The sequence below is a fragment of the Paracoccus sp. JM45 genome (assembly GCF_003590715.1).
Taxonomy (GTDB): Bacteria; Pseudomonadota; Alphaproteobacteria; order Rhodobacterales; family Rhodobacteraceae; genus Paracoccus.
Genome location: NZ_QQVY01000008.1, coordinates 75,845 through 99,728, shown reverse-complemented (window position 1 = coordinate 99,728; position 23,884 = coordinate 75,845). Strand labels below are relative to the sequence as shown.

24 protein-coding genes are annotated in these 23,884 nt (G+C 60.2%); 15 read left to right on the top strand and 9 right to left on the bottom strand.

Annotated elements, in window-relative coordinates; all coding sequences use genetic code 11:
- The 3 genes from DWB67_RS11915 to DWB67_RS11905 all read right to left on the bottom strand — a co-directional run bounded on the left by DWB67_RS11915 (position 1) and on the right by DWB67_RS11905 (position 2,882).
- Positions 1-816, bottom strand: a complete 816-nt coding sequence (locus DWB67_RS11915) for an urease accessory protein UreD (RefSeq protein ID WP_119807804.1) — start codon at positions 814-816, stop codon at positions 1-3.
- 125 nt (positions 817-941) lie between these two features.
- Positions 942-1,706, bottom strand: coding sequence for a GNAT family N-acetyltransferase (locus DWB67_RS11910; protein WP_119807761.1), 765 nt, complete (start codon positions 1,704-1,706; stop codon positions 942-944).
- A gap of 111 nt (positions 1,707-1,817) precedes the next feature.
- A complete protein-coding gene (locus DWB67_RS11905; RefSeq protein ID WP_119807760.1) occupies positions 1,818-2,882 on the bottom strand; it encodes an AI-2E family transporter in 1,065 nt (354 codons plus the stop codon).
- 172 nt (positions 2,883-3,054) lie between these two features.
- Between DWB67_RS11905 and ndk the strand changes: the two genes are divergently transcribed.
- From ndk to dps, 5 genes are all read left to right on the top strand, one after another.
- A complete protein-coding gene (gene ndk / locus DWB67_RS11900) occupies positions 3,055-3,477 on the top strand; it encodes a nucleoside-diphosphate kinase (protein ID WP_119807759.1) in 423 nt (140 codons plus the stop codon).
- 132 nt (positions 3,478-3,609) lie between these two features.
- A complete protein-coding gene (gene fabD, locus DWB67_RS11895; RefSeq protein ID WP_119807758.1) occupies positions 3,610-4,536 on the top strand; it encodes an ACP S-malonyltransferase in 927 nt (308 codons plus the stop codon).
- Between the two features lie 61 nt (positions 4,537-4,597).
- Positions 4,598-5,335: a 3-oxoacyl-ACP reductase FabG gene (gene fabG / locus DWB67_RS11890; RefSeq protein ID WP_119807757.1), complete on the top strand. Its 738-nt coding sequence runs from the start codon at positions 4,598-4,600 to the stop codon at positions 5,333-5,335.
- A gap of 171 nt (positions 5,336-5,506) precedes the next feature.
- Positions 5,507-5,740, top strand: coding sequence for an acyl carrier protein (locus tag DWB67_RS11885; RefSeq protein ID WP_089342680.1), 234 nt, complete (start codon positions 5,507-5,509; stop codon positions 5,738-5,740).
- A gap of 138 nt (positions 5,741-5,878) precedes the next feature.
- Positions 5,879-6,352: a DNA starvation/stationary phase protection protein Dps gene (dps, locus tag DWB67_RS11880; protein ID WP_119807756.1), complete on the top strand. Its 474-nt coding sequence runs from the start codon at positions 5,879-5,881 to the stop codon at positions 6,350-6,352.
- 64 nt (positions 6,353-6,416) lie between these two features.
- Here dps and DWB67_RS11875 read toward each other — a convergent pair whose 3' ends face one another.
- Positions 6,417-7,235, bottom strand: coding sequence for a sulfotransferase family protein (locus tag DWB67_RS11875; RefSeq protein WP_119807755.1), 819 nt, complete (start codon positions 7,233-7,235; stop codon positions 6,417-6,419).
- Positions 7,236-7,404: 169 nt separating this feature from the next.
- On the opposite strand from DWB67_RS11875, the gene DWB67_RS11870 reads away from it, so the two are divergent.
- Both DWB67_RS11870 and DWB67_RS11865 read left to right on the top strand, forming a co-directional pair.
- Positions 7,405-8,982: a DUF5928 domain-containing protein gene (locus DWB67_RS11870; RefSeq protein ID WP_119807754.1), complete on the top strand. Its 1,578-nt coding sequence runs from the start codon at positions 7,405-7,407 to the stop codon at positions 8,980-8,982.
- A gap of 13 nt (positions 8,983-8,995) precedes the next feature.
- Positions 8,996-9,376, top strand: coding sequence for a histidine triad nucleotide-binding protein (locus tag DWB67_RS11865; protein WP_119807753.1), 381 nt, complete (start codon positions 8,996-8,998; stop codon positions 9,374-9,376).
- 20 nt (positions 9,377-9,396) lie between these two features.
- On the opposite strand, the gene DWB67_RS11860 is transcribed toward DWB67_RS11865, so the two are convergent.
- Positions 9,397-10,323 (bottom strand): ABC transporter ATP-binding protein, encoded by a 927-nt coding sequence (locus DWB67_RS11860; protein ID WP_119807752.1) that lies wholly within the window; start codon positions 10,321-10,323, stop codon positions 9,397-9,399.
- Positions 10,324-10,486: 163 nt separating this feature from the next.
- Here DWB67_RS11860 and DWB67_RS11855 point away from each other — a divergent pair, with 163 nt between their 5' ends.
- Positions 10,487-10,675: a zinc-finger domain-containing protein gene (locus DWB67_RS11855; protein ID WP_119807803.1), complete on the top strand. Its 189-nt coding sequence runs from the start codon at positions 10,487-10,489 to the stop codon at positions 10,673-10,675.
- Between the two features lie 45 nt (positions 10,676-10,720).
- Here the strand turns inward: DWB67_RS11855 and DWB67_RS11850 are convergent, their stop codons facing one another.
- The gene (locus tag DWB67_RS11850) at positions 10,721-10,888 is read right to left on the bottom strand and encodes a DUF2256 domain-containing protein (protein ID WP_119807751.1); all 168 of its coding nucleotides are present in this window, start codon (positions 10,886-10,888) and stop codon (positions 10,721-10,723) included.
- Between the two features lie 78 nt (positions 10,889-10,966).
- Between DWB67_RS11850 and polA the strand changes: the two genes are divergently transcribed.
- From polA to queE, 4 genes are all read left to right on the top strand, one after another.
- Positions 10,967-13,765: a DNA polymerase I gene (gene polA, locus DWB67_RS11845; protein WP_119807750.1), complete on the top strand. Its 2,799-nt coding sequence runs from the start codon at positions 10,967-10,969 to the stop codon at positions 13,763-13,765.
- Positions 13,766-13,853: 88 nt separating this feature from the next.
- The gene (gene queC, locus DWB67_RS11840; protein WP_119807749.1) at positions 13,854-14,555 is read left to right on the top strand and encodes a 7-cyano-7-deazaguanine synthase QueC; all 702 of its coding nucleotides are present in this window, start codon (positions 13,854-13,856) and stop codon (positions 14,553-14,555) included.
- Positions 14,555-14,908 carry a 6-carboxytetrahydropterin synthase QueD gene (gene queD / locus DWB67_RS11835; protein WP_119807748.1) on the top strand — a complete coding sequence of 118 codons (354 nt, stop codon included), beginning with the start codon at positions 14,555-14,557 and terminating at the stop codon, positions 14,906-14,908. The genes queC and queD overlap by 1 nt, the downstream gene beginning before the upstream one ends.
- The gene (gene queE, locus DWB67_RS11830; RefSeq protein ID WP_119807747.1) at positions 14,905-15,615 is read left to right on the top strand and encodes a 7-carboxy-7-deazaguanine synthase QueE; all 711 of its coding nucleotides are present in this window, start codon (positions 14,905-14,907) and stop codon (positions 15,613-15,615) included. The genes queD and queE overlap by 4 nt, the downstream gene beginning before the upstream one ends.
- A 54-nt stretch (positions 15,616-15,669) precedes the next feature.
- On the opposite strand, the gene miaB is transcribed toward queE, so the two are convergent.
- Positions 15,670-17,007 carry a tRNA (N6-isopentenyl adenosine(37)-C2)-methylthiotransferase MiaB gene (gene miaB, locus DWB67_RS11825; RefSeq protein ID WP_119807746.1) on the bottom strand — a complete coding sequence of 446 codons (1,338 nt, stop codon included), beginning with the start codon at positions 17,005-17,007 and terminating at the stop codon, positions 15,670-15,672.
- Between the two features lie 63 nt (positions 17,008-17,070).
- Here miaB and DWB67_RS11820 point away from each other — a divergent pair, with 63 nt between their 5' ends.
- Positions 17,071-17,400, top strand: a complete 330-nt coding sequence (locus DWB67_RS11820) for a TfoX/Sxy family DNA transformation protein (RefSeq protein ID WP_119807745.1) — start codon at positions 17,071-17,073, stop codon at positions 17,398-17,400.
- 1 nt (position 17,401) lies between these two features.
- Here DWB67_RS11820 and DWB67_RS11815 read toward each other — a convergent pair whose 3' ends face one another.
- Positions 17,402-18,712: an alpha/beta hydrolase family protein gene (locus tag DWB67_RS11815; RefSeq protein WP_370453588.1), complete on the bottom strand. Its 1,311-nt coding sequence runs from the start codon at positions 18,710-18,712 to the stop codon at positions 17,402-17,404.
- A gap of 131 nt (positions 18,713-18,843) precedes the next feature.
- Here DWB67_RS11815 and DWB67_RS11810 point away from each other — a divergent pair, with 131 nt between their 5' ends.
- On the top strand, positions 18,844-20,205 hold the full coding sequence (locus DWB67_RS11810) for an aminotransferase (protein ID WP_119807743.1): 1,362 nt from the start codon (positions 18,844-18,846) through the stop codon (positions 20,203-20,205).
- A gap of 38 nt (positions 20,206-20,243) precedes the next feature.
- On the opposite strand, the gene DWB67_RS11805 is transcribed toward DWB67_RS11810, so the two are convergent.
- Positions 20,244-22,352 (bottom strand): ComEC/Rec2 family competence protein, encoded by a 2,109-nt coding sequence (locus DWB67_RS11805; RefSeq protein WP_119807742.1) that lies wholly within the window; start codon positions 22,350-22,352, stop codon positions 20,244-20,246.
- A 117-nt stretch (positions 22,353-22,469) separates the two neighbouring features.
- Here DWB67_RS11805 and gltX point away from each other — a divergent pair, with 117 nt between their 5' ends.
- Positions 22,470-23,867 (top strand): glutamate--tRNA ligase, encoded by a 1,398-nt coding sequence (gene gltX / locus DWB67_RS11800; RefSeq protein WP_119807741.1) that lies wholly within the window; start codon positions 22,470-22,472, stop codon positions 23,865-23,867.
- Positions 23,868-23,884: the final 17 nt, after the last annotated feature.

Here is a 23,884-nt window from a genome sequence, read left to right as displayed (position 1 = left end):
TCAGACCTGCCAGATACGGGGAAGGGGATCAGGACGCAGCGCGCCCAACAGTCGGTTCACCTGCCGCCGCAGCGGCCAGTTGTCATGGGACAGGATGCGCAGGCACAGCCGCCCCGGCAGGGCGCTGGCGGCGGCGGTCACGCCCGGTTCGTCCAGCACGGCCCGTGCGCGCGGCAGCAGATCGGCGGCATCGGGGGCGATGATTGCCATGCTGGCCATGACCCGCGCGCCGTTCAGCATGGCGGGGTCGTTCAGGCGGGGCAGGGCGGCATCATCCAGCGCCAGCGCGTCATGGTGGATCACGCGGCCATCGCGGCGCACCACGCGGCGGTCACGCAGATGCAGGTGGCTGATGGTTTCGCCCATGGCCAGACGGCCCAGCACCAGAATCTCCAGCAGCATACAGCCCGCATCGCCGGTCAGATCGACCTGCGTGTCGCGTTCCAGTCTGGCGTTGTCATAGAGGATGGTTTCCTGCGGCAGCCAGTCCAGCCAGCTGCCCTTGCCAACGGTCAGCGCAACCTGCGCGCGGGCGGGGGCATCCTTGGCGCGATAGGCGCGTTCGGCGGTCTGCGTCGTCGCCAAGGCCCGCGTGCCATCCCGCAGATCGACCGCAAAGCGCAGGCGGTCACCTGATGCCAATCCGCCCGAGGTGTTCAGGAACACGATTTCCGGCAAGCCCTTGGTCATTCGGGGCAGTTGCGCCTTGGCCGATCCGGCCTGCGACAGGTCGATCAGCCCACGCGGACCCATGACCACATGCGCCGCCCCATGGCTGCGCTGCATTTTGGCTCCGGCTGTGGCTGTGTCGAACATATGGGCAAAAGGGCGCGGGGGGTGGGGTAAGGTCAACCGTCTGTGCATCCATTTATGCTTGCCGGACAGGCAAAGGCACCGAGTTTCGCCATCAGAACTTATATTTGCCTGTATTTAAGGCAGGTCTAGGCCGGATGATCCAGCATCGCATGCAGCAGGCGTTTGCGGGCAGGGGGAATGGCGCGGATTTCGACCCCTGTGAAGACATGCATGGTCCGCAGGACCGGATCGACAACGGCATGGTCACTGACCCAGCCCCCCATCGCCAGATAGCTGCGTAGCAGCGGCGGCATGGCGGCCATGGCCTGACGCGGGTCGGGCTTGCGCAACCGTAAGGCGCGGGCAAAGCGGAAGACCTTGGGGGCCTTGACCGCAGGCCACCAGCGGCGCGGGGCCAGATGGCGTTCTTTCAGCATGGCAAAAGCCTCGGCGTGGGGTTCGGGTTCGCAGCCGGTAAAGCTGGAACAGCCGAACAGCATCTCGACGCCGGTCTGATCGACAAAACGGGTCAGTGCAGCCCATGCAAGACGGACGATATTGGGATCATGGATGTCGGGATGGATGCAGAAACGCCCCATTTCCATCATCGGGCCGTCAAAACTGCCCAGGGCGGCCAGATCATAGAATTGTGCGGAATAGCTGCGCGCGATCTGCGACCCGTCCGTCAGGGGCAGGAAACGGAAACAGCAGATGACCTGACCCGATGCAAGATCCTCGATCATCATATGGCTACATTCATCGTCCAGCGCGTCCTGATCAAGGCTGACACCGTCATCGGGCAGGCCGTCACGCGCCATAAAACAGGTCCAGCGCAGCCGTTGGGCGGCGCGCAGATCACCGGCCGTTTCGGCAAGCCGCGCACGATAGAGACCTTTGCAAATGGGCTGCATGACATGACCTTTGCTGGAACCTGCGGCCAGTATAACCCGCCCATGTGTCGAAATCACGAAATGCCGTATGGTGATAGAAGAATTTCCGTCAAAATGCCGGATCCTCTGGCATCAGTTGCGGTCTGCGTCGCCCAAGACGTCCTCGACATAGATGCGATGGACCAGAAGCATGACGACAATCAGCAAAGGTGCGGCCAGAATTACCCCTGCAAAACCGAACAGGCTGCCGAAGGCCATAATGGCCACGATGGTCAGGGCGGGTGGCAATTGCACCGCATAGCTTTGGATGACGGGCATCAGGACATTGCCTTCGAACATCTGGATGGCGGTGAACAGCAAGGCCACATAGATCGCGGTATCCAAACCTTGGGACAGGGAAAACAGCGCGGCAATGCCACCTGAAAACACCGGCCCGATGATCGGGACGATATTGGTCAGTCCCGCAATCAACGCCAGCAGCAACGCCAGCGGCACGCCCAGCAGCCACAGTCCGACACCTGCCAGCACTGCGACAATCGCCATATCCAGCGCCTGTCCGGCCATCCAGCGACCCAGTTGGGTGCCCAATTCATCCCCGATCTGGCCCGCACGGGGGCGGTGGCGGGGCGGAACAAGGCGCAGCGCACCCTGACGGTAGACGGACGTATCCATCGCCACAAAGATCGCCACCACCACCATCAGCAAGATTGATGAAAGCCCGCCCAGCACCGTATCCAGAACGCCGGTCAGCGTCCCCATGATGTCGGGCAGACTGCTGGCCAGCTTCGAGGCGCTCTCCTCCATCTGGTCGGAAGACGGCATCTGGTCCTGAATGGCCGAGGCGATGGTATTATCGGACGCCCAACTGCTGATGCGGTCCCATGATTCAGGCAGACCCGACACCAGCTGGCTGAACTGGTCGGCCACAGGTTGCCCCGCCAGAAGGACGCCGCCGGTGATCACCGCGATGACGGCCAGAACCACGACCAGCACCCCCAGCTTGATGTTCAGCCCCAGATGGTTGTGTAAGGCCTGCGCCCCCGCCCGCAAGGCGATGGCGATCAGCACCGCCCCGAAGACCAGCATCAGGATCTGTGACCAGAACCATGCAGCAGCAATCAGCAATGCGACTGCGAAAGCGGCAACCAGCGTGCCGACCGTCAGGCGGCGGGGTTCCGGGGTGATGGGTCGGGTCATGGGGGGCCTGTGTTCTGGGGGCTTTGCGATCCAACCACGGCTGGCCGTTGCGGTTCCGTATGATCGTGCAAAGCAATGGCTTGGCTTGCCCGATCCATCCAATCCTGTTAATCGGACGCGGATTTCAGTTCACGGCGGGCCTGGCCCGCCGATCAGACAAGGTATGACCCAAATGGCCACCGAACGCACCCTTTCGATCATCAAGCCCGACGCCACCCGCCGCAACCTGACCGGCAAGATCAACGCCAAATTCGAAGATGCCGGCCTGCGCATCGTCGCACAAAAGCGCCTGCACCTGTCGACCGCGCAAGCCGGCAAATTCTACGAAGTGCACAAAGACCGCCCCTTCTATGGCGAACTGGTTGATTTCATGGCCTCCGAGCCGGTCGTCGTTCAGGTTCTGGAAGGCGAAAACGCCATTGCCAAAAACCGCGAAGTCATGGGCGCAACCAATCCGGCAAACGCCGATGAGGGCACCATCCGTAAAGAATTCGCACTGTCCATGGGCGAAAACTCGGTCCACGGTTCGGACGCACCGGAAACGGCTGCCGAAGAAATCGCCTACTTCTTCTCGGGTCTTGAACTGGTCGGCTGATCGCCACCTTTTTTCGATCGGAAACGGGTCCCTTCGGGGGCCCTTTTTCATGGGCATATGTCGGGCTTGGTTGCGGGAACGGGGCGGGCAGGCTATTGCCTTGCGCAACGATCATTCAATCAGGAGGCCAAAATGCGGGCATTCGTGTTCCCGGGGCAAGGGGCGCAGACCGTCGGCATGGGGCGTGAACTGGCCGAGGCCTATCCTGCCGCACGCGCCGTTTTCGATGAGGTGGACGAGGCGCTTGGTGAAAAGCTGTCCGCCCTGATCTGGGAAGGGGACGCCGAAACGCTGACCCTGACGCAGAACGCGCAACCGGCGCTGATGGCGACGTCCATTGCCGCATTCCGCGCATTGGAGGCTGAGGGCTTCAGCATCCATGACGCCAGCTATGTTGCTGGCCATTCGCTGGGCGAATATTCCGCCCTTTGTGCAGCCGGTGCGCTGACGCTGTCGGATACCGCGCGTCTTCTGCGTCTGCGCGGTCAGGCCATGCAAGAGGCTGTGCCCGTCGGCATTGGTGCGATGGCCGCCATTCTGGGCCTTGATTTCGAAACCGTCGACCGTATTGCCCGCGATGTTGGGGGCGATGAAGTCGTGCAGTCCGCCAATGACAATGATCCGGGTCAGGTTGTGATCTCGGGTCATAAGGACGCTGTGGAACGTGCGGCGGCCGCGATGAAAGAAGCCGGTGCCAAGCGCGCGTTGATGCTGCCGGTGTCGGCGCCTTTCCATTCGGTGCTGATGCAGCCCGCAGCCGCCGTCATGTCGGATGCCTTGGCGGGTGTGGATATCCAGTCGCCGCTGGTTCCGCTGATTGCCAATGTGCGGGCCGAACCGGTCACCGAACCCGGTGCAATCCGTCGTTTGCTGGTCGAACAGGTCACCGGCACCGTGCGCTGGCGCGAGTCGATGGCGGTCTTGGGCGAAGCGGGCGTGACCGAATTCTGGGAAATCGGGGCAGGCAAGGCGCTGTCGGGGATGATCAAGCGGATCGTCAAGGATGCCGCGGTCCGTAATATCGGTGCAACTGCCGATATCGCGGCGCTGAAGGCATAAGGCGGACCGGGGCCAGCCCCGGACCCCGGGATATTTAAGCACGAATGATGATGAGGCATATATGTTCGATCTGACAGGAAAGACCGCGCTGGTAACCGGCGCTTCGGGCGGGATCGGTGGCGCGATTGCCACTGCGCTGCATGGTGCCGGTGCGACTGTCGCTCTGTCGGGCACGCGCGAGGCCCCTTTGCGCGAACTGGCCGACCGCCTTGGTGATCGGGCGCATGTTGTTCTGGCAAATCTGGGCGACCCTGATTCGGTTGCCGCCTTGCCCAAGGCCGCTGCCGAAGCGATGGGCAGCATCGATGTGCTGGTCAATAATGCCGGTATCACGCGTGATAACCTGTTCATGCGCATGTCGGATGATGAATGGGCGCAGGTCATGGATGTGAACCTGACCAGCGTCTTCAAGCTGTCGCGCGCGGTGCTGCGCGGCATGATGAAGGCGCGTTGGGGGCGGATCGTCAACATTACCTCGGTCGTGGGGTCCACGGGCAATCCCGGGCAGGGGAATTATGCTGCGGCCAAGGCGGGTCTGGTCGGCATGTCGAAATCCGTGGCATATGAGGTTGCAAGCCGCGGAATCACAGTGAATTGCGTGGCCCCCGGCTTTATCGCCACGCCGATGACCGACAAGCTGACCGAGGACCAGAAATCCAAAATCCTGACGCAGATTCCGGCAGGGGCTATGGGCACTTCGGATGATATTGCGGCGGCGGTTCTTTACCTGTCCAGCCCGCAGGCGGGTTATGTCACCGGAACCACCTTGCATGTGAACGGCGGCATGGCGATGATCTGACCGGTGCTGGCCGCCTTGCATCGCTGCATTGCAAACCATGCGAAAGCGGTTGCATGAAGGTTCATGGGTGCTATATCCCCCGCTTTAGTAGCAGGGGAACCGCCCTGTGCTGAAACGGGTCATCGGCCCGTGCAAAAAATGGGCGGATGCCCGCGAGTATGAGGATATAACATGAGCGATATCGCTGATCGCGTGAAGAAGATCGTAGTCGAGCACCTGGGTGTCGACGAGGACAAAGTGGTTGAAGCTGCTTCGTTCATCGACGATCTGGGCGCTGACAGCCTCGACACCGTCGAGCTGGTCATGGCTTTCGAGGAAGAGTTCGGGATCGAGATTCCCGATGACGCCGCAGAAACCATCCAGACGGTTGGCGATGCTGTGAGCTTTATCAAAGGCGCGGTCTGATTCCACGCTTTTGGTTGCCCGCTTCAGGGTAACAAATAAGACGGCGCTTCCCCGAACGGGAGGCGCCGTTTTTTCATTTGTGGAACCTGCGTCGTGGCATTCGTGTTGAGAGGCCGAATGACGATAAAGGAGCACATCATGGCTGTTGACCTGAAAGGGCTAACCGATAACGCCCGCAAAACCGCAATTTCCGAACTGAATGGCCGTCTGGCCGATGGTCTGGCTTTGGCCATGTCGATCAAACAGGCGCATTGGAACATGAAGGGCATCAATTTTATCGCTGTTCATGAATTTCTGGACGGCGCCTATGATCGCCTGAACGAGCATCTGGATACCTTTGCCGAACGCGTGCAGATTCTGGACGGCGTTGCTGTCGGAACCGCCGAGATTGTGGCCAAGGAAACAACCCTGACGCCCTATCCGACCGATGTGACCAAAGCCAATGATCACATTCGCGAACTTTGCGAACGTTTCCGCGAACATGGCGCGAAATTGCGCGCAGCCATCGATACGACCGATGAAGCAGGTGAGGCAAATACGGCAGATATCTTTACCGCCGCATCACGTACGGCAGATAAAGATCTGTGGTTTCTGGAAAGCCATCTGGAATAATAAATATCTACATATTCAAAAGGGCGCCAATTCGGCGCCCTTTTGAATTTCATTTTCTTTTATTCTAGCGACCCAATTTGGCGTGGACCTCGTCCATATCGATTTCGGCGGTCGCGAATTTATTATCCGGATTATCAAAGTCGTATTTGAAAAGCTGGAAATCATCTTTGTAGATTTCCCAAATCAGATGCCGCGACAGATCATCGAAATATTCGCTGACCTTATGGGCACGCTTGGGCCCGTGACCTTCCGATTCGTTAAAGCGCGGAACCGTGTTCAGGTCGATCTCGACCTTGGTATCGGCCTGATCCAGCACCTTCTGCATCCCGTCGTTGAAGGCTTCGGTGTGGAAAATCTGGTCATAGCGACCACCGTTCACGATGAAGGTCGAGATATGGCCCGACATGGCCGACCAGTGGATGTCCGGCTCCATCGGTTTGCGAAAGCGGATGGTGTCGCGTGCAAACAGCAAAAAGCGGCGGAAACTGGCGATCTGGTCAAATTCGAAGCCGTTTTCCGGCGTACCGACGTCAATGCCGTAACGCTGGACCAGTTGCGGGACCAGATTGCCACGATACCGGCGGCCATTACGCTGGATGCCTGCGATCTTGTCGAAAAACGACGACAAAAGCCGTGCATAGGGGTTTCGGACGCAGGTAAAGCTTAGCGCCTCATGTGCGCGTACAGCCCGTTCGATCGGCTCATGGCTGTAGTCCTGGGCCCATTTATGCATCCCCTCGGTCGAATCGTGGATATCTCCATCGAAAAAACGGCCTTGGTCAGAATAAAACATAATCTGTCCGATGGTCGAACAGGCACATTTAGGCACGACCCTATAGATCATGCTTTCACTTTCCGTCATCCAGACGCCGGGAAAACCCATATGCGCACTACTCCGAATTGCTAGCTTATGGCCCGACGTAAAATCAGGGTCTGACCGTGCTGCTTGTCCCAACGTTAAAAATGGTTACACACTCAAAGCAAAACTGACAGAGATTTTCAACGCCTTACGTCTATTCAAATGTAATCAGTCCGGGGGAAGTTTTCGTAATATGGCACGAATAGCCTTCATTTTGCTGACCCATAAGGATCCTCAGGGCGTAATTGACCAAGCGCGGCGTCTGACAGCAACCGGGGATTTTGTTTCCATCCATTTCGACAAGCGTGCACCTGCAGCCATGTTCCAACAGGTCCATGACGCGCTGGCTGACCATCCCGGGGTGACGTTTGCGCAACGACGGTTGAAGTGTGGCTGGGGTGCCTGGTCCCTTGTGGCCGCCACGTTGGAGGCTGTGCGGGCAGCCGAGGCCGCATTTCCGCAAGCCACGCATTTCTATATGCTATCCGGCGATTGCATGCCTGTGAAATCAGGGGAATATGCACGGGCGTTTCTGGACAACGAAGACTGCGATTACATCGAAAGCTTTGATTTTCTGGCAAGCGACTGGATCAAGACCGGCTTCAAGGAAGAACGCCTGATTTATAGGCATTGGTTCAATGAGCGGACCCAGAAATGGCTGTTCTATACCAGCTATAACATCCAGAAACGCTATAAAATCACCCGTCAGATTCCCAAGGATCTGCAGATCATGATCGGATCGCAATGGTGGTGCCTGCGTCGCGAAACCATCGAGGCGATCCTTGATCTGATCCGCGAACGTCCGGAAATTGTCAGGTTTTTCAGCACGACGTGGATTCCCGATGAAACCTTTTTCCAGACACTGGTTGCCCATGTCGTGCCCAAGACCCAGATACGCACGCGGACGCTGACATTCCTGATTTTCACCGATTACGGAATGCCGGTGACCTTTTATAACGATCATTACGATCTGCTGTTGCGGCAGGATTATTTGTTCGCCCGCAAGATCAGCACCGAGGCTGTCGAGCTGCGTGCAAGGCTGGGCGCGCTGTGGCAGACAATCGGCCAGAATTTTCCTATTGCTGCCGAAGGGCGGCGTCTGTTCAGTTTTCTGACTGGTCGGGGGCGAATCGGTCGCCGTTTCGCCCCGCGATTCTGGGAAACGGACGGCAGTCTGGGAAATGATCGGGTTGCCCACATTATTGTTGCCAAGAAATGGCATATTGCCAAACGCCTGACCGCTGCGATCCGCTATCATACGGATATTCCCGCGGTGGATTATGTCTTCAACGAAGAAGAGGCCAATCTGCCGGAAATGGGTGGCGTCGAATCATCCCTTGGCAAGCGGGAACGCCACCGTCGGGCCTTGGTCAAACTGATGTTCGACCAGCTGGATGCGAACCGGTTGGCGTTTTGCGTCGATCCTTCGGCGCTTAATCTGGTCCGTGATTTCCACAGCGACCGGTCCGAGGTCCGCGTCCTGTTCGTCGACAGCAAGTTCAGCGATGATTACGTTCGTGGCCATATGGGACGTGTCGGTCTGGTGGCAGATGACGCCCCAAGCGGCCAGATCGACAGCTTGCTGCCCGTCGTGCGCAGCGATCTGGAACATGAGGCTGACCGCCTGAAAGAAGCGGGCTTTACCTATCTGTCATTGATTTCCGAAACGGCATCACAGGAAGAAAATGCGGCAGCCCTTGCGGCCTTCCTGAAACTTCCGGCAGATAAGGCCAGTACGCTGGCGGAAACGCCGCATCTGTTCGACGATTAGAAAGGTTCTTTCTATGGGCTTTGCCTATGATGATAGCAACATCTTCGCCAAAATCCTGCGAGGAGAGATTCCCAACAATACGGTCGCGGAAAACGACCACGCGCTGGCCTTCAGGGATATCTCGCCCAAGGCGCCGACGCATGTGCTGGTGATCCCGAAAGGGGCCTATGTCAGCTTCGACGATTTCTCGAAAAATGCCTCGGACGCCGAGATCGTCGGCTTTATGCGGCTGTGCGCCGAAGTTGCCGCCGCTGAGGGCGTCAGCTTGGATGGCGGTAACGGTTTCCGCGCCATCACCAATGCCGGCGAAGACGGCGTGCAAGAGGTTCCGCATTTCCACCTGCACATCATGGGTGGCCGGATGATGGGACCGATGGTCAGCCTGCGCGACTGATCAACACCGGCGCGGCGGGGTTACTTGCCGCGCGTCAGTTCGACGAAGACATCTTCAAGGTCGGGCTGTTCGGTGGCAACATCCAAAATCGGGATGCCTGCACCGCGCAATGCGTCCAGAATCTGGTCCGCCCGCAGGGTCGATGGCGGATATGTGATCGCCAGCCGTCCATCATCGCGGCGTTCATGGCGCACGCTTTCGGGAAGGGCAGGCAGGGTGACCGGACCGCCGGTGTCCAGAACCAGCGTCTTGCCATCGGTGCGTGACAGCAGTTCTTTGGTGTTCTGGCGAATGACGACCTCGCCGTGGTTGATGATGGCGATTTCGTCACACATCTGTTCGGCCTCTTCCAGATAATGGGTGGTCAGGATGATGGTCATACCCTGTTCGTTCAGCTTGCGGACATTGGCCCACAGCATATCGCGCAGGGTAATGTCGACGCCGGCTGTCGGTTCGTCCAGCACCAGAATCTGTGGCCGGTGCACCAAGGCCTTGGCCAGTAGCAGACGGCGCTTCATCCCGCCCGACAGGTTGCGGGCATAGGCATTGGCCTGTTCGGTCAGGCCGACAAGGGCCAGCAATTCATCCGTCCAGCGTTCGGATTTTGGGACACCGTAAAGGCCTGCCTGCACCTCTAGGCTGGCGCGCGGGGTAAAGAAGGGGTCCATGTTCAGTTCTTGCGGCATGATCCCGATGGCGGCCCGCGACTGGCGCGGGTTCACATCCTGATCAAAGCCCCAGATGACCACCTGACCGGCGGTTTTATTCACCAAACCTGCCAGAATATTGATCATCGTGGATTTTCCGGCACCATTGGGACCCAGCAGCCCGAAGATGCTGCCGGCCTTGATGGTCATATCCACGCCCTTCAGGGCATGTTTGGCAGGGGCGCTGCCTTGGGCGGCATAGGTCTTGCGAAGACCCGTAATTTTCAGAGCGTCGGTCATAGGTCTATCCTTGCAGTGCTTGCGAAGGCAGGCGGCGCTGCGCTATTGGTGGAGTTAGACCAGATGAAGCCCGCCGCCACAAGAAGGCCAGCCCATGACCCAACCCATCATCCGCCATGTCACGTCACGGACCGCTCTCTCGACCGAGACGGGTCCCGAGGCGATGAAAATGCCCGCCCCAGTCACCGAAAAAGTCACCAAGTGGCGCGTCTGCTGTGATGGCGACGATACGGCAGGTCTGGGCCATCCGCGTGTGTGGTTGGCAATCTCTCCGGAATTGGGGTTTGTCGATTGCGGCTATTGCGACAAGCGCTTTGTGATCGACCGCGAAAACGCCCACGACGATCACTGATCCGTCCCGGCACGGCTGGCCTTGCCCGCCCCCGTCGAGGGGGCGTCAAGGCCGGGTGGCTTCGCCACCCTTGCGACCGCTGTTGCGGCAACGGTCCGAACAATATTTGACCTGATCCCAGTCCTTGGCCCATTTCTTGCGCCATGTGAACGGCAGCCCGCAGGCTGTGCAGGTCTTTTGCGGCAAGTCCGCTTTCCGGCGCATTTTGGGCATAAGCCCCCCTTTTCGGCGGCTGGAAGATTCGGTCCAGCCGTGCCAAAAGACATGCTTGGACCATAGGGGAAGTTGAGCATGAGCGACGCATTCGGCAAGGGCTGCCATCTGAATCTGATTGATGGTTCGGCCTTTATCTTCCGCGCCTATCACGCGCTGCCGCCCCTGACGCGCAAATCGGACGGTTTGCCGATGGGTGCCGTCGCAGGGTTCTGCAACATGCTGTGGCGCTATGTCCAGAACGAGGATGGCAATGCCGCGCCGACCCATGCGGCGGTAATCTTTGACCATTCCTCGAAGACGTTCCGCAACGAGATCTATCCCGAATACAAGGCCAACCGCCCCGAGGCCCCCGAGGATCTGCGCCCGCAATTCCCGCTGACCCGCGATGCGACCCGCGCCTTCAATATCGCCTGCATCGAGACCGAAGGGTATGAGGCCGATGACATCATCGCTGCCCTGTCCTGCAAGGCGCGCGATGCGGGGGGCAGTGTCACCATCATCAGCAGCGACAAGGATTTGATGCAGCTGGTCGGCAATGGCGTCGATATGCTGGACCCGATCAAGAACAAGCTGATCGGCTCCGATGAGGTGATGGAGAAATTCGGCGTCGGCCCCGATCGTGTCATCGATGTGCAGGCGCTGGCAGGCGATGCGGTCGACAACGTGCCCGGTGCGCCCGGCATCGGCATCAAGACCGCCGCCCTGCTGATCAATGAATACGGCGATCTGGATGCGTTGCTGGAACGGGCGGGTGAAATCAAGCAGCCCAAGCGCCGCCAGACCCTGATCGACCATGCCGAACAAATCCGCATCAGCCGCCGTCTGGTCGCGCTGGATTGCGACACGCCGTTGGACTTTACGCTGGACAGTCTGGAAGTGCGCGACCCCGATCCGCAGACCTTGTTGGAGTTTCTGTCCGTGATGGAAATGAGGACGCTGTCAACACGCATTGCCGACAAGCTGGGCGCCGAAGCCCCCGCCATTACGGCCCCCCCCGTGGCCGATGCGCCCGCCGCACCCGAACAGCCCGCCATCGACACTGCCAGCTACGAAACCGTGACCGATATGGCCGCGCTGGACGGCTGGATTGCCGCGATTCGCGATGCCGGTCAGGTGGCGATCGATACCGAAACCACCGGACTGGACGAAATGCAGGCCGATCTGGTCGGGATTTCGCTTTCCGTGGCTGCGGGCAGGGCCTGCTATATCCCGCTTGGCCATGTCGCGGGGGGCGACGATCTGTTCGGCAAATCCGCACTGGTTGAAGGCCAGTTGGACATGCAGGCCGTGTTGGCGGCGTTGAAGCCGCTATTGGAAGACCCCTCGATCCTGAAGATCGGGCAGAACCTGAAATACGACTGGAAGATCTTGGCGCGGCTGGGTGTGCAGATGACGCCCTTGGCCGATACGATGCTGATGTCTTATGCGCTGAATGCGGGCACGCATAATCACGGTATGGACGAGTTGGCCGAACGCTATCTGGGCCATAAATGTATCCCCATCAAGGAATTGATCGGCACGGGCAAAAGCCAGATCCATTTCGGTCAGGTGGCCATTGAAAAGGCCGCCCCCTATGCGGCCGAAGACGCGGATGTCACGCTGCGTCTGTATCAACATTTCCTGCCGATGCTGCCTGACCAGCAGGTGATGACCGCCTATCAGACGCTGGAACGTCCAATGATTCCGGTATTGGCGGAAATGGAGATGACCGGCATCCGCGTCGATGGGTCCACCCTGAGCCAGATGTCGAACGTCTTTGCCCAAAAACTGGCCCAGCTAGAGGATGAGATTCACGAACTGGCCGGTGAGAAATTCAACATCGCCAGCCCCAAACAATTAGGTGAAATCCTGTTTGAACGCATGGGCTTGCAGGGCGGCAAGCAGGGCAAAACCGGTGCGTTTTCAACCAGTGCCGACGTGTTGGAGGATTTGGCCGCCGAAGGTCACGACCTGCCGGCGCGGGTGTTGGATTGGCGTCAGATCAGCAAGCTGAAATCGACCTATACCGATGCGCTGCAAACCTATGTGAATGCCGAAACGGGGCGGGTCCATACCAGCTATTCCATCACGGGCGCGCAGACGGGGCGTTTGGCGTCCAGTGATCCGAACCTGCAAAACATCCCGATCCGGTCCGAAGAAGGTCGCCGTATCCGGCAGGCCTTTGTGGCACCCGACGGGTATAAACTGGTTAGTCTGGATTACAGCCAGATCGAATTGCGTATTCTGGCCCATGTCGCGGATATTCCGGCGCTGAAGCAGGCGTTCCGTGATGATATCGACATCCACGCCATGACCGCCAGCCAGATGTTCGGCGTGCCGGTTGAGGGTATGGACCCGATGATTCGCCGTCAGGCCAAGGCGATCAACTTTGGCGTCATCTATGGCATTTCGGGGTTCGGGTTGTCGCGCAACCTGCGTATTCCGCGGGCCGAGGCACAGAGCTTCATCGACACCTATTTCGAACGCTTCCCCGAAATCCGTGCCTATATGGACAAAACCGTGGCGGATGCCAAACAGGACGGCTTTGTGCGGACCATGTTCGGGCGGCGTATCAATACGCCCGGCATCAACCAGTCCGGCCCTGCCGCAGGTGGTGCGCGTCGTGCGGCAATTAACGCGCCGATTCAGGGTGCTGCTGCCGATATCATCCGCCGCGCGATGGTACGAATGCCTGATGCCATCAAGCATCTGCCCGCGCGGATGCTGTTGCAGGTTCATGACGAACTGGTCTTTGAAGTGCGCGACGATGCGGTTGACGATCTGATCAAAGTCGCCCGTGACATCATGGAAAACGCGTCCGAACCTGTGATCAAGCTGTCCGTTCCCCTGACGGTCGAGGCGGGACAGGGGCTGAACTGGGCGGATGCCCATTAAGCCAAGGCTTCACTTTCCGCGCGCTGCCTGTTAGGCGGCGCGCACCCGGTCGCAGCCTACCCGGGTCACAAAAACAAGGGTTACAGATATGAAAACTACTCTCGTCTGCTCTGGCGGAATCGATTCCGTTTCTTTGGCGCACAGCCTTGCGGGGCAGGGGCACCTGTCGCGGTTGGTCAGCTTTGATTATGGCCAGCGTCACCGCAAGGAGCTGGATTTTGCCGCCGCTTGTGCGCGCCGTCTGAGCGTGCCGTTCCATCTGGTCGATTTGTCCGGCCTTGGGTCGGCACTGTCAGGATCGGCCCTGACTGATGATATCGACGTTCCTGACGGCCACTATGCCGAAGAAACGATGCGCGTCACCGTCGTTCCCAACCGCAACGCGATCATGCTGACGATTGCCTTTGGTATTGCTGCTGCCAATGGTGATGATGCAGTTGCTGCGGCGGTGCATGGGGGCGATCACTTCATCTATCCCGACTGCCGCCCCGCCTTTACGGATGCCTTTGGTGCAATGCAGAAGGCGGCGCTGGACGGCTATGCCGATATCGATCTGCATGTGCCCTTTGTCCACGCGACCAAGGCCGACATCGTGACCGAAGGCGCGCGTCACAACACGCCGTTTGCCGAAACATGGTCCTGTTATAAGGGCAGCGACCGGCATTGCGGGCGCTGCGGCACCTGCGTCGAGCGGCGCGAGGCCTTCCATCTGGCGGGCGTTACCGACCCCACCGATTATGCCGATCCCGATTTCTGGCAGGCGGCCATCGCCGCGCATGAGGGGCCGTGATGTACAAGATCAGCAAGGAATTTCACTTCAGTGCCTCGCATCAGCTGACGCATCTGCCGGACGATCACCAATGCGCGCGGCTGCATGGGCATAACTACATCGTTGTAGTCGAACTGGCATCGACCGATCTGAACGCCGATGGCTTCGTGCGCGATTACCACGAACTAAAGCCGCTGAAAGATTACATCGACGGCACCTTCGATCACCGCCATCTGAACGACGTGCTAAAGGGTCCATCCACCGCCGAAAACATGGCGCGGCATTTCTTTGACTGGTGCAAGGCCCGCTGGCCCGAAACCACCGCCGTCAAGATCAGCGAGACGCCCAAGACATGGGCCGAGTACCGCCCATGAGCCGCCTTCGCATTGCTGAAATCTTTGGCCCGACCATCCAAGGCGAGGGCGCGTTGATCGGCGAACCGACCGTCTTTATCCGCGCAGGTGGCTGCGATTACCGATGCAGCTGGTGCGATTCCTTGCATGCGGTGGAGAGCGCCTTCCGCGAGACATGGACGCCGTTGGAACCTGAACAGGTCTGGGTCAAGGTGCGCGATCTGTCGGGGGGCGTACCGCTGACGATCTCCATTTCGGGCGGGAATCCGGCGATTCAGGATTTCGGGCCGGTGATTGCGATGGGAAAGCGCGACGGCTATCGCTTTGCTTGCGAAACCCAAGGGTCGGTCGCGCGGGTTTGGTTCGGCGATTTGGATATGCTGGTGCTCAGCCCCAAGCCGCCCTCCAGCGATCAGGTGGTGGATTGGGATGCCTTTGATGCCTGCGTTCAGGCGGGGCAGACGGCCAAGCAAACCGTCATCAAGATCGTGATTTTCGACGATGCTGATTACCGGTGGGCGCAGGAGGCTGCGGCCCGCTATCCGAACCTGCCGCTGTATCTGCAACCCGGCAACCCCGAGGTGGACCCCGATGTGCCTGTTGCCGCGCAGGATGTGGCGGACCGGCTGTTATGGCTGGTGAATAAGGTCACTGCGGACCGCTGGTTCAGGCCACGGGTGTTGCCGCAATTGCATGTCATGCTGTGGGGAAACCTGCGCGGGGTGTGATTGCGTCCCGCGACGCCGGGGGGCCTGCAGCCCCCCGGACCCCCCGCTGGCGGCTCAAGCGATCAATTCGCCCTGAAGGGAGTTTGTCGCGCTTTCAATAATCCGCACTTGCACCAGATCGCCGACCTGCGCCTGCGGGGCGTTGACGAAAACTGAATGCAGATAGTCGGATTTGCCGATAATCTGACCAGCATCTCGGCCCAGTTTTTCGAACAGCACGCCGACCGTACGACCGACCATATCCTGCTGGACGGCTTTTTGCTGGCGGGTCAGCAGGGCCTGCAATTCCTGCAGGCGGGCGTCGGCGACGGCGGCCTCGACCTCGGGGCGGTCATAGGCGGGGGTGCCCGGGCGGGGTGAATATTTGAAGCTGTAGGCCATGCCATAGCCGACCTGTTCGATCAGGCGCAGCGTATCGCGATGATCCTGATCGGTTTCACCCGGAAAGCCGACGATGAAATCGCTGGTCAGCAAGATGTCGGGGCGCGCGGCACGGATACGGTCGATCAGGCGCAGATAGTGATCCGCCGTATGCTTACGGTTCATCGCCTTTAGGATGCCATCACTGCCCGATTGGACCGGCAGATGCAGATAGGGCATCAGTTGCGGCACATCGCCATGGGCGGCGATCAGATCCTCGGCCATGTCATTGGGGTGGCTGGTGGTATAGCGGATACGGTCCATACCGTCGAGTTCGGCGATGGCGCGGATCAGGCGGCCAAAGCCCCATTCGCGGCCATCGGGGCCTTCGCCATGCCAGCCGTTCACGTTCTGTCCCAGTAGGGTCAGTTCACGCACGCCGCGTGCAACCAGATTGCGTGCCTCGGAAAGAATGCGGTCGACGGGGCGGCTAACCTCGGCCCCGCGGGTATAGGGCACGACGCAAAAGGCGCAGAATTTGTCGCAGCCTTCCTGCACGGTCAAAAACGCAGCCGGTGCGCGGCGGGTGGCCATGCGTTCGGGCAGGTGGTCGAACTTGTCTTCCTCGGGGAAGTCGGTGTCGATATTTGGGCCTTCGCCGCGCGCCATGGCGGGCAGGCGGTGATAGGATTGCGGGCCCACGACCAGATCGACCAGCGGCATGCGGCGGGTAATCTCGGCGCCCTCGGCCTGTGCCACGCAGCCTGCGACGCCGATCTTCAGGTCGGGTTTCGCGGCCTTCAGCGGCTTTAGACGACCCAGATCGGAATACAGCTTTTCCGCCGCTTTTTCGCGGATATGGCAGGTATTCAGCAGGACCATATCGGCGTCCGACTGATCCTCGGTCATGACATAGCCTTCGGCGCCCATGGCTTCTGCCATGCGCTGGCTGTCATAGACGTTCATCTGGCAGCCATAGGTTTTGATAAATAATTTTTTGGCCGCCGGTGCGGTCTTGGCTTCTTCGGTCATGCCACGCTGTCCTTGGGGTTCGCGCGCTGATACAGGAAAGGCGGGCTTTTGGAAAGACAGAGCATGGACAGCGATCTGGTGACCATCCGTAATATCGGGCCCGCGACGGCGAAATCGCTGATGGCTGTCGGTATTCCCGATGCTGCAACCCTGCACCGGCTGGGGGCGGATGCGGCCTACGCTATGTTGCTGGCAGGCGGGGAGCGACCGCATTTCATCGGCTATTATGTGATGCATATGGCGCTGCAAGGACGCCCGTGGAATGATTGCAAGGGCGACGAAAAGGCCGCCCTGCGCCAGCGCTTCGATGCGCTGGTGGCAGATGTGCGGGGCGACCCCCTGTCCGGACTGGAGGCCGAACTGGATGTCATAGGCCTGCGCCGCCCCGGTTAGGTCATTCGCCTTTGGCGTGGGTTTCGAACCGCAGGCCCTTGGCGCTGCGATCCGGGAAACCGGCCCAATAGGTGTGTTCGGGCGTTTCATTGCCGTCATCATCAAGCGCGGTCACGCCATCATCCGAGACCGGCGTCAGGTCCAGAAAACGCGCCTCGTCCTGTTTGTCCTTCAGGTGGACATCGAAATAGGCGGTGCTGAAATGTTGCAGGATGTTGTTCATCCGCACCGTGTCCCAGACTGCATCGGCATAATGTTCAAAAGGCGCCCAGCCCAGCTTTTCCGACATCGCATAGGATTCGGCTGGGGCTGGCATAGGGGCGGCAGCATTGTGGTTGGCGTGGTTGAAGGTCAACAGATGGCGGGTGGTGCCGGTGGTTTCGTCGAAAATCTGACGGATGGCATCATACTCCGACACGTCATCAACACTGCCTGCGACCAGCATCAGGGGCTTGTCGATCTGTGCCAGACCCTCGGCGTCCCAGAAATCATGCTGGCGACCCCATGGGGCAATTGCCATGACGGCTTTGACGCGGGGGTCGACCAGTTCGGCAAATTCGTCGCTGCCGGCCTGAAGGCGGGAAAGCAGGGGCTGGGGGGCGACGAAGCGGTCAGGCTCGGACCGGGTAACGGCGGTTTCGGTCAGGCCACCGCCCGCAAAGATCACCGCGCCATAGCCGCCCATCGAATAGCCGATAACGCCGGTATGATCGGCATCGGTAATCGCGCCGATTTCATCATCAAGACCCGCCATGCTGTCCAGCAGGAAACGCTGGTCAACAGCACGGTTCACAAGGGTCGAGATGAAAGGCCCCATATCGTCATAGGTGCTTTCGGGGTGGTCTGCCGAAACAACGACATAACCTTTTGAGGCCATGTTTTCCGCCAGATGACTCATCAGATAACGGTTGCCGGGAAAACCGTGAGAGACGATCAGCAGGGGGAATTCGCCGGTGGCGGTGGCGGCATCGCGGCTGGCACGGCCTGTCAGGATCACATGGGTTTCACCGTCGCGCAGCAGGACATCATAGGTGCCGCCCGCTTGGGTGTCTTCGGCTGCGGGATACCAGATTTCCACAGTCATGGTGCGGGGACCGGTCGGCGGGGTGCCTTCGGCAGTGGTGGCCGCAACGTTGATGCGGTCGGGGTCGGTGAATTCCACGGTCCTGACGCCAACGGGCAGATCGCCATAAGCGGCCAGTTCGGGCGCATCAGGGCGAATCATATCGATGCGGTTCATGGCGGGTTCTTCGGCGGCAAGTGGTGTCGCGCAGACCATGGCGGCGGCTGCGGCCATCAAAAATTGTCTCACGGATATCTCCTCCTGAAGTTTCGGCGCACTGTGCGTGCGGTCCACACAGTTGGCAAGTCGCTGCGACACCCATTGAACGCGCCGTGTGCGGCGGATAGCCTGCCAGCAATATCCGGTTGAGGAGCATCACCATGACGACACCGCAAAGCTGGGAAGCACGCGCCGACGCATATTCCCTTTACGGCTTCACGGACCTGCCCAGCGTGCATAAACGCGGTGCGGTCGTGCTGACCCATGGCGAAGGCCCCTATGTCGTAGACGTTAACGGCAACCGCTATCTGGATGCCAATTCGGGCCTGTGGAACATGGTCGCCGGTTTCGACCACAAGGGTTTGGCGCAGGCTGCCAAAGACCAGTACGACCGCTTTCCGGGCTATCACGCGTTTTTCGGGCGGATGTCCGACCAGACCGTGATGCTGTCGGAAAAACTGATCGAGGTGTCGCCTTTTTCCAACGGCAAGGTGTTCTATACGAACTCCGGTTCCGAAGCGAATGACACGATGGTCAAGATGCTGTGGTTCATGCATGCATCCGAAGGCAATCCGCAAAAGCGCAAGATCATCACCCGTGGCAATGCCTATCACGGTGTGACGGCTGTGTCGGCCAGTATGACCGCCAAGCCCTATAACGAGGTTTTCGGCCTGCCGCTGCCCGGCTTTATCCATGTGGGCTGCCCTCACTTCTGGCGTTTCGGTGCCGAGGGCGAGACAGAAGAACAGTTCACCGCCCGCCTTGCGCGCGAACTGGAAGACACCATCTTGCAGGAAGGCGCAGACACCATCGCCGGTTTCTTTGCAGAACCTGTGCAGGGTGCTGGCGGGGTTATTCCGCCGTCCAAAGGCTATTTCCAGGCGGTCCTGCCGATCCTGAAGAAATATGGCATCCCCATGATCTCGGACGAGGTGATCACCGGATTTGGCCGCACGGGGAACACATGGGGCTGTGAAACCTATGATTTCACACCGGACGCCATCATTAGCTCTAAAAACCTGACGGCGGGCCTGTTCCCCATGGGGGCTGTGATCCTTGGGCCGGAACTGTCCGACCGCCTGCAAGCCGCCATCGAAAAGATCGAGGAATTCCCGCATGGCTTCACCGCCTCGGGTCATCCGGTCGGCTGCGCGATCGCGTTGAAGGCTATTGATGTGGTGATGAATGAAGGTCTGGCCGAAAACGTCCGCAACCTTGCGCCGCGGTTCGAAGACGGCATGCGCCAATTGGCCCAGAACCCCAATATCGGCGAATATCGCGGCATCGGCTTTATGTGGGCGCTGGAGGCGGTCAAGGATAAGGCCACCAAGACACCCTTTGACGGCCATCTGTCGGTCAGCGAACGCATTGCCAATACCTGCACCGATATGGGCCTGATCTGTCGTCCGCTGGGCCAATCCATCGTGCTGTGCCCTGCGTTCATCATGACCGAACCCCAGATGGATGAAATGTTCGAAAAGCTGGACAAGGCGCTGGGCAAGGTCTTCGCCGAAGTCGCCTGACCGGATCAACGCCCGTCCCTGTCAAAGGGGCGGGCATGTCACCGCAGTCGCATGACATCACCTTGATGCCAGACAGGTGCGCCGTCGCGGAAATCCATCGAAATCGCGCCGGTCTTGCGCAGACTGGCCGGATCGAACAGCAGACAGGGCAGATGTCCGGTTTCGGGCAGCTTTTCTGAGGCAACAACGATACGCTTGGCCTTACAGGCCCCTTGGGCGCGATCACCCGATCCTTTGCCCGTCAGATGCCACAGCTGCCAACCGTTCGGCAGGTCGGCCCAATGGTCGCGCTTATCCCCCTGCCATGCGGGGCGGGCGGCGGATATTTCCTGCGTTTCCATATCGCCATCCTCTTGCAACCAGCTTGAGATGACAAAGGCCCCGCCCGCCGGTTTTGACACGGCGCGACCTTGGGGGGTCATCAGACCGACGGCCTCGCCCTCGGGCGCGATCAGGATCATCGGACGCTGCGTGGTTGCCCATATCCCGCCCGCTGCGACCATCATCACCAGCCCCACTACCAACCCGCAATTCAGCACCCATGTCCGTTGCCCCCGCAACCGCCAGCACAGGATGGCCAGCACGGCCCCGAACTCCATCATTGGAATAACGGCGGCAGGCGGTTTGGAGACGGCCATCACCGACCCACCCAGACCTGCGACAAATCCTGCCACCAACAGCATCCATTTTGTGCCGATGCCCATGACCCACAGGGCGGGTGCCTCGGCCCCGATCAGCGCCAGAATCGCACCGATGACGCCTGCGGGCATGACCAGCGTCCCCATCACCGGCACCGCCAACAGGTTGGCCAACAGCCCGTATTGCGACATCCGGTTGAAATGCGCGGCAGCGATGGGCGATGTCACCAGCGCCGCCACCAGCGATGATACCACCAGCATCGCCACAGGTTTGATCCACCACGGGAACCAGGGGGCAATCCGCGACCACGGGCCATAGCTGATAATTAGGGCGATGGTTGCGGCAAAGCTCATCTGGAAGCCGGCGCCGGTGACGGCTTCGGGGGTGATGATCAGGATGACGGTCCCCGCCAGCGCGACGGACCGGAACGATATTGCCCGCCGGTCGGCCAGAATTGCGCCCAGCATGACGGCAACCATGATGAACGCGCGTTCCGTCGCCACCCCGCCCCCCGACAGCCACAGATACGCCGCCGCCGCCGCCAATGCGCCGCCCGCCGCCCATTTGTGCAAGGGTTGGCCCAACCCGATGCCCGCCCCTTGCAGGCCCACGGTCAAAAACCGCAGCCCCGCATACACGAACCCCGCCAGCATCCCCATATGCAGACCCGAGATGGAGATGATGTGATACAGGTTCGAGGCCCGCATGATTGCGTTCGTCTGTTCCGAAATTCCCGACCGGTCCCCTGTCATCAGGGCCGATGCGACGCCCCCCGCCTGACCGCCGATGCGGTCGCGGATGGCGGCGCTGACCTTCAGGCGGGCGCGGTGCAGCCACCAGATGCCGCCTTGGGGGGCTGCCACCGCCATGATCGGCGTGCGGGAATAACCGACCGCCCCCAGTTCCTGAAACCACGCATAGATGCGGAAATCGAAACTGCCCGGCGCGGCAGGGCCCGAAGGCGGCCCAAGATGTCCGGTCATCATCACCCGCTGGCCGACGGGCGGCAGATCGGCGTCGGGCGTCATCAGCGACAGACGCACCCTGGCCGGCGTGCGATCGGGGGCCAGATCGCGCAGCATCACCTGATCCAGCGTCACGCGCATCCGGTCGCGCGATGACCGGTCAATCTCGGTCACGCGGCCTTCGACGGGGCCGTAATACCGCCATTGCAACACCGGCGCGGCGATATGTGCCGCGCGAAAACCGGCCAAACCGGTGCCGATGCCCACCAGCATCACGGCCAAAGCCCCCAGATGCAGCGCATCGGCCATGCGCCAGCCGATACGCCCGCGATCGGCAAAACGATGGGCCGATACCGCCAGCGTCAGGGCCGCAAGAACCAGCGCGCCAAGGGCCACCCATTGCCACGCGCCAAGCAGCGCCGGTCGCCAGAACCACAGGGTGATACCGACCGACAGCAGCACAGGCACCCAAGGGAACAGGCCCGCACGCGTTGCGGCGGCCGGGCGTGGCTGGAAGGGGGGCGTACCCGTATGGGGCAACATCCTTGTCCTTTCGCGGCCTGTTGACTATCAATTGCCCCTAAGAATGGCACGGCGACTGTTACCAAAGCGTTAACGCCCGACCGCCGTGTCGCATCATGACATTTTCCGAAGGCCCCCATGTCCGAAACCCCCTCTGTCGTCACCCGTTTTGCCCCTTCGCCCACCGGATATCTGCATGTCGGTGGCGCAAGAACGGCGCTGTTCAACTGGCTTTATGCCCGTGGTCGTGGTGGCAAGTTCCTGCTGCGGATCGAAGATACCGACCGCGCCCGTTCCACCCCCGAAGCCACCGCCGCGATCCTGAAGGGTCTGGAATGGCTGGGCCTTGACTGGGACGGCGAACCCGTCAGCCAGTTCGAACAAAAGGACCGCCACGCCGAGGTCGCCAACCAGATGCTGGCGGCGGGCAAGGCCTATAAATGCTTTTCGACGACTGATGAAATCGCCGCATGGCGTGAAGAAAACCCCCGTCAGCCCTTCATCAGCCCGTGGCGCGATGCGACCGACCTGCCGGATGCGCCCTATGCGATCCGCCTGAAGGCCCCGCGCGACGGCGAAACGGTGATTGCCGACGAAGTGCAGGGCGATGTGCGTGTGGCCAATGACCAGCTGGACGATATGGTCCTGCTGCGCAGCGACGGCACACCGACCTATATGCTGGCCGTGGTTGTGGATGACCATGATATGGGCGTCACCCATGTTGTGCGCGGCGATGACCACCTGACCAACACGGCCCGCCAGATCCAGATCTATGACGCGATGGGCTGGGACCGTCCGGTCTTTGCACATATCCCGCTGATCCATGGTGAGGATGGCAAGAAGCTGTCCAAGCGCCACGGCGCGGTCGGCCTGCATGAATTTGCGGCCCTCGGCTATCCGCCCGCTGCCATGCGTAACTATCTGGCCCGTTTGGGTTGGAGCCATGGCGATGACGAGCTGTTCGACGACGCGCAGGCCCGCGAATGGTTCGATCTTTCGGGCATTGGTCGTGCGCCTGCGCGGTTGGATTTCAAGAAGCTGGAACATGTCAGCGGCCACCATATCGGCACCATGTCCGACGCCGCTGTCATGGAAGCGTTGCAGGATTACCTTACGGAATCGGATGGCGCGGCATTGACGCCCGTGCAGCTTCAACGGATCGAAGGCGCCATGCCTGCCTTGAAAGAAAAAGCCAAAACGCTGCCTGCATTGATGGATCAGGCACGCTTCGCCCTGATCGAGCGCCCGATCGAGGTCGACGCCAAAGCGGCCAAGAATCTTGACGCGGTATCCCGTGGTATGCTGAAATCATTGACTGCCGCGGTGCAGAATGCTAGCTGGAGCCGAGACGAGCTGGAGGGTTTCGCCAAGCAAATCGCAGAGCAACATGGCGTGGGCCTTGGCAAGATTGCCGGCCCCTTGCGGGCAGCCTTGGCCGGAACCAGCGCGACCCCCAGTGTATTCGACATGATGACTGCGCTTGGTCGCGACGAAACGCTGGCCCGGCTTCAGGACCAGACCGATTTGGCAGGCTGAAGCCTGCTTTCACATGC

Excerpts from the sequence above, each read along its gene's own strand:
- DWB67_RS11860 (WP_119807752.1), bottom strand. The coding sequence starts at position 10,323 with ATGACCGACGCTCTGAAAATTACGGGTCTTCGCAAGACCTATGCCGCC.
- DWB67_RS11915 (WP_119807804.1), bottom strand. The coding sequence starts at position 816 with ATGTTCGACACAGCCACAGCCGGAGCCAAAATGCAGCGCAGCCATGGG.
- DWB67_RS11885 (WP_089342680.1), top strand. The coding sequence starts at position 5,507 with ATGAGCGATATCGCTGATCGCGTGAAGAAGATCGTAGTCGAGCACCTG.
- DWB67_RS11870 (WP_119807754.1), top strand. The coding sequence starts at position 7,405 with ATGGCACGAATAGCCTTCATTTTGCTGACCCATAAGGATCCTCAGGGC.
- miaB (WP_119807746.1), bottom strand. The coding sequence starts at position 17,007 with ATGACCGAAGAAGCCAAGACCGCACCGGCGGCCAAAAAATTATTTATC.
- queD (WP_119807748.1), top strand. The coding sequence starts at position 14,555 with ATGTACAAGATCAGCAAGGAATTTCACTTCAGTGCCTCGCATCAGCTG.
- DWB67_RS11905 (WP_119807760.1), bottom strand. The coding sequence starts at position 2,882 with ATGACCCGACCCATCACCCCGGAACCCCGCCGCCTGACGGTCGGCACG.
- DWB67_RS11910 (WP_119807761.1), bottom strand. The coding sequence starts at position 1,706 with ATGCAGCCCATTTGCAAAGGTCTCTATCGTGCGCGGCTTGCCGAAACG.
- dps (WP_119807756.1), top strand. The coding sequence starts at position 5,879 with ATGGCTGTTGACCTGAAAGGGCTAACCGATAACGCCCGCAAAACCGCA.
- ndk (WP_119807759.1), top strand. The coding sequence starts at position 3,055 with ATGGCCACCGAACGCACCCTTTCGATCATCAAGCCCGACGCCACCCGC.
- gltX (WP_119807741.1), top strand. The coding sequence starts at position 22,470 with ATGTCCGAAACCCCCTCTGTCGTCACCCGTTTTGCCCCTTCGCCCACC.
- DWB67_RS11805 (WP_119807742.1), bottom strand. The coding sequence starts at position 22,352 with ATGTTGCCCCATACGGGTACGCCCCCCTTCCAGCCACGCCCGGCCGCC.
- fabG (WP_119807757.1), top strand. The coding sequence starts at position 4,598 with ATGTTCGATCTGACAGGAAAGACCGCGCTGGTAACCGGCGCTTCGGGC.
- polA (WP_119807750.1), top strand. The coding sequence starts at position 10,967 with ATGAGCGACGCATTCGGCAAGGGCTGCCATCTGAATCTGATTGATGGT.
- fabD (WP_119807758.1), top strand. The coding sequence starts at position 3,610 with ATGCGGGCATTCGTGTTCCCGGGGCAAGGGGCGCAGACCGTCGGCATG.
- DWB67_RS11855 (WP_119807803.1), top strand. The coding sequence starts at position 10,487 with ATGAAAATGCCCGCCCCAGTCACCGAAAAAGTCACCAAGTGGCGCGTC.
- DWB67_RS11865 (WP_119807753.1), top strand. The coding sequence starts at position 8,996 with ATGGGCTTTGCCTATGATGATAGCAACATCTTCGCCAAAATCCTGCGA.
- DWB67_RS11810 (WP_119807743.1), top strand. The coding sequence starts at position 18,844 with ATGACGACACCGCAAAGCTGGGAAGCACGCGCCGACGCATATTCCCTT.
- queE (WP_119807747.1), top strand. The coding sequence starts at position 14,905 with ATGAGCCGCCTTCGCATTGCTGAAATCTTTGGCCCGACCATCCAAGGC.
- queC (WP_119807749.1), top strand. The coding sequence starts at position 13,854 with ATGAAAACTACTCTCGTCTGCTCTGGCGGAATCGATTCCGTTTCTTTG.
- DWB67_RS11820 (WP_119807745.1), top strand. The coding sequence starts at position 17,071 with ATGGACAGCGATCTGGTGACCATCCGTAATATCGGGCCCGCGACGGCG.
- DWB67_RS11850 (WP_119807751.1), bottom strand. The coding sequence starts at position 10,888 with ATGCCCAAAATGCGCCGGAAAGCGGACTTGCCGCAAAAGACCTGCACA.
- DWB67_RS11875 (WP_119807755.1), bottom strand. The coding sequence starts at position 7,235 with ATGGGTTTTCCCGGCGTCTGGATGACGGAAAGTGAAAGCATGATCTAT.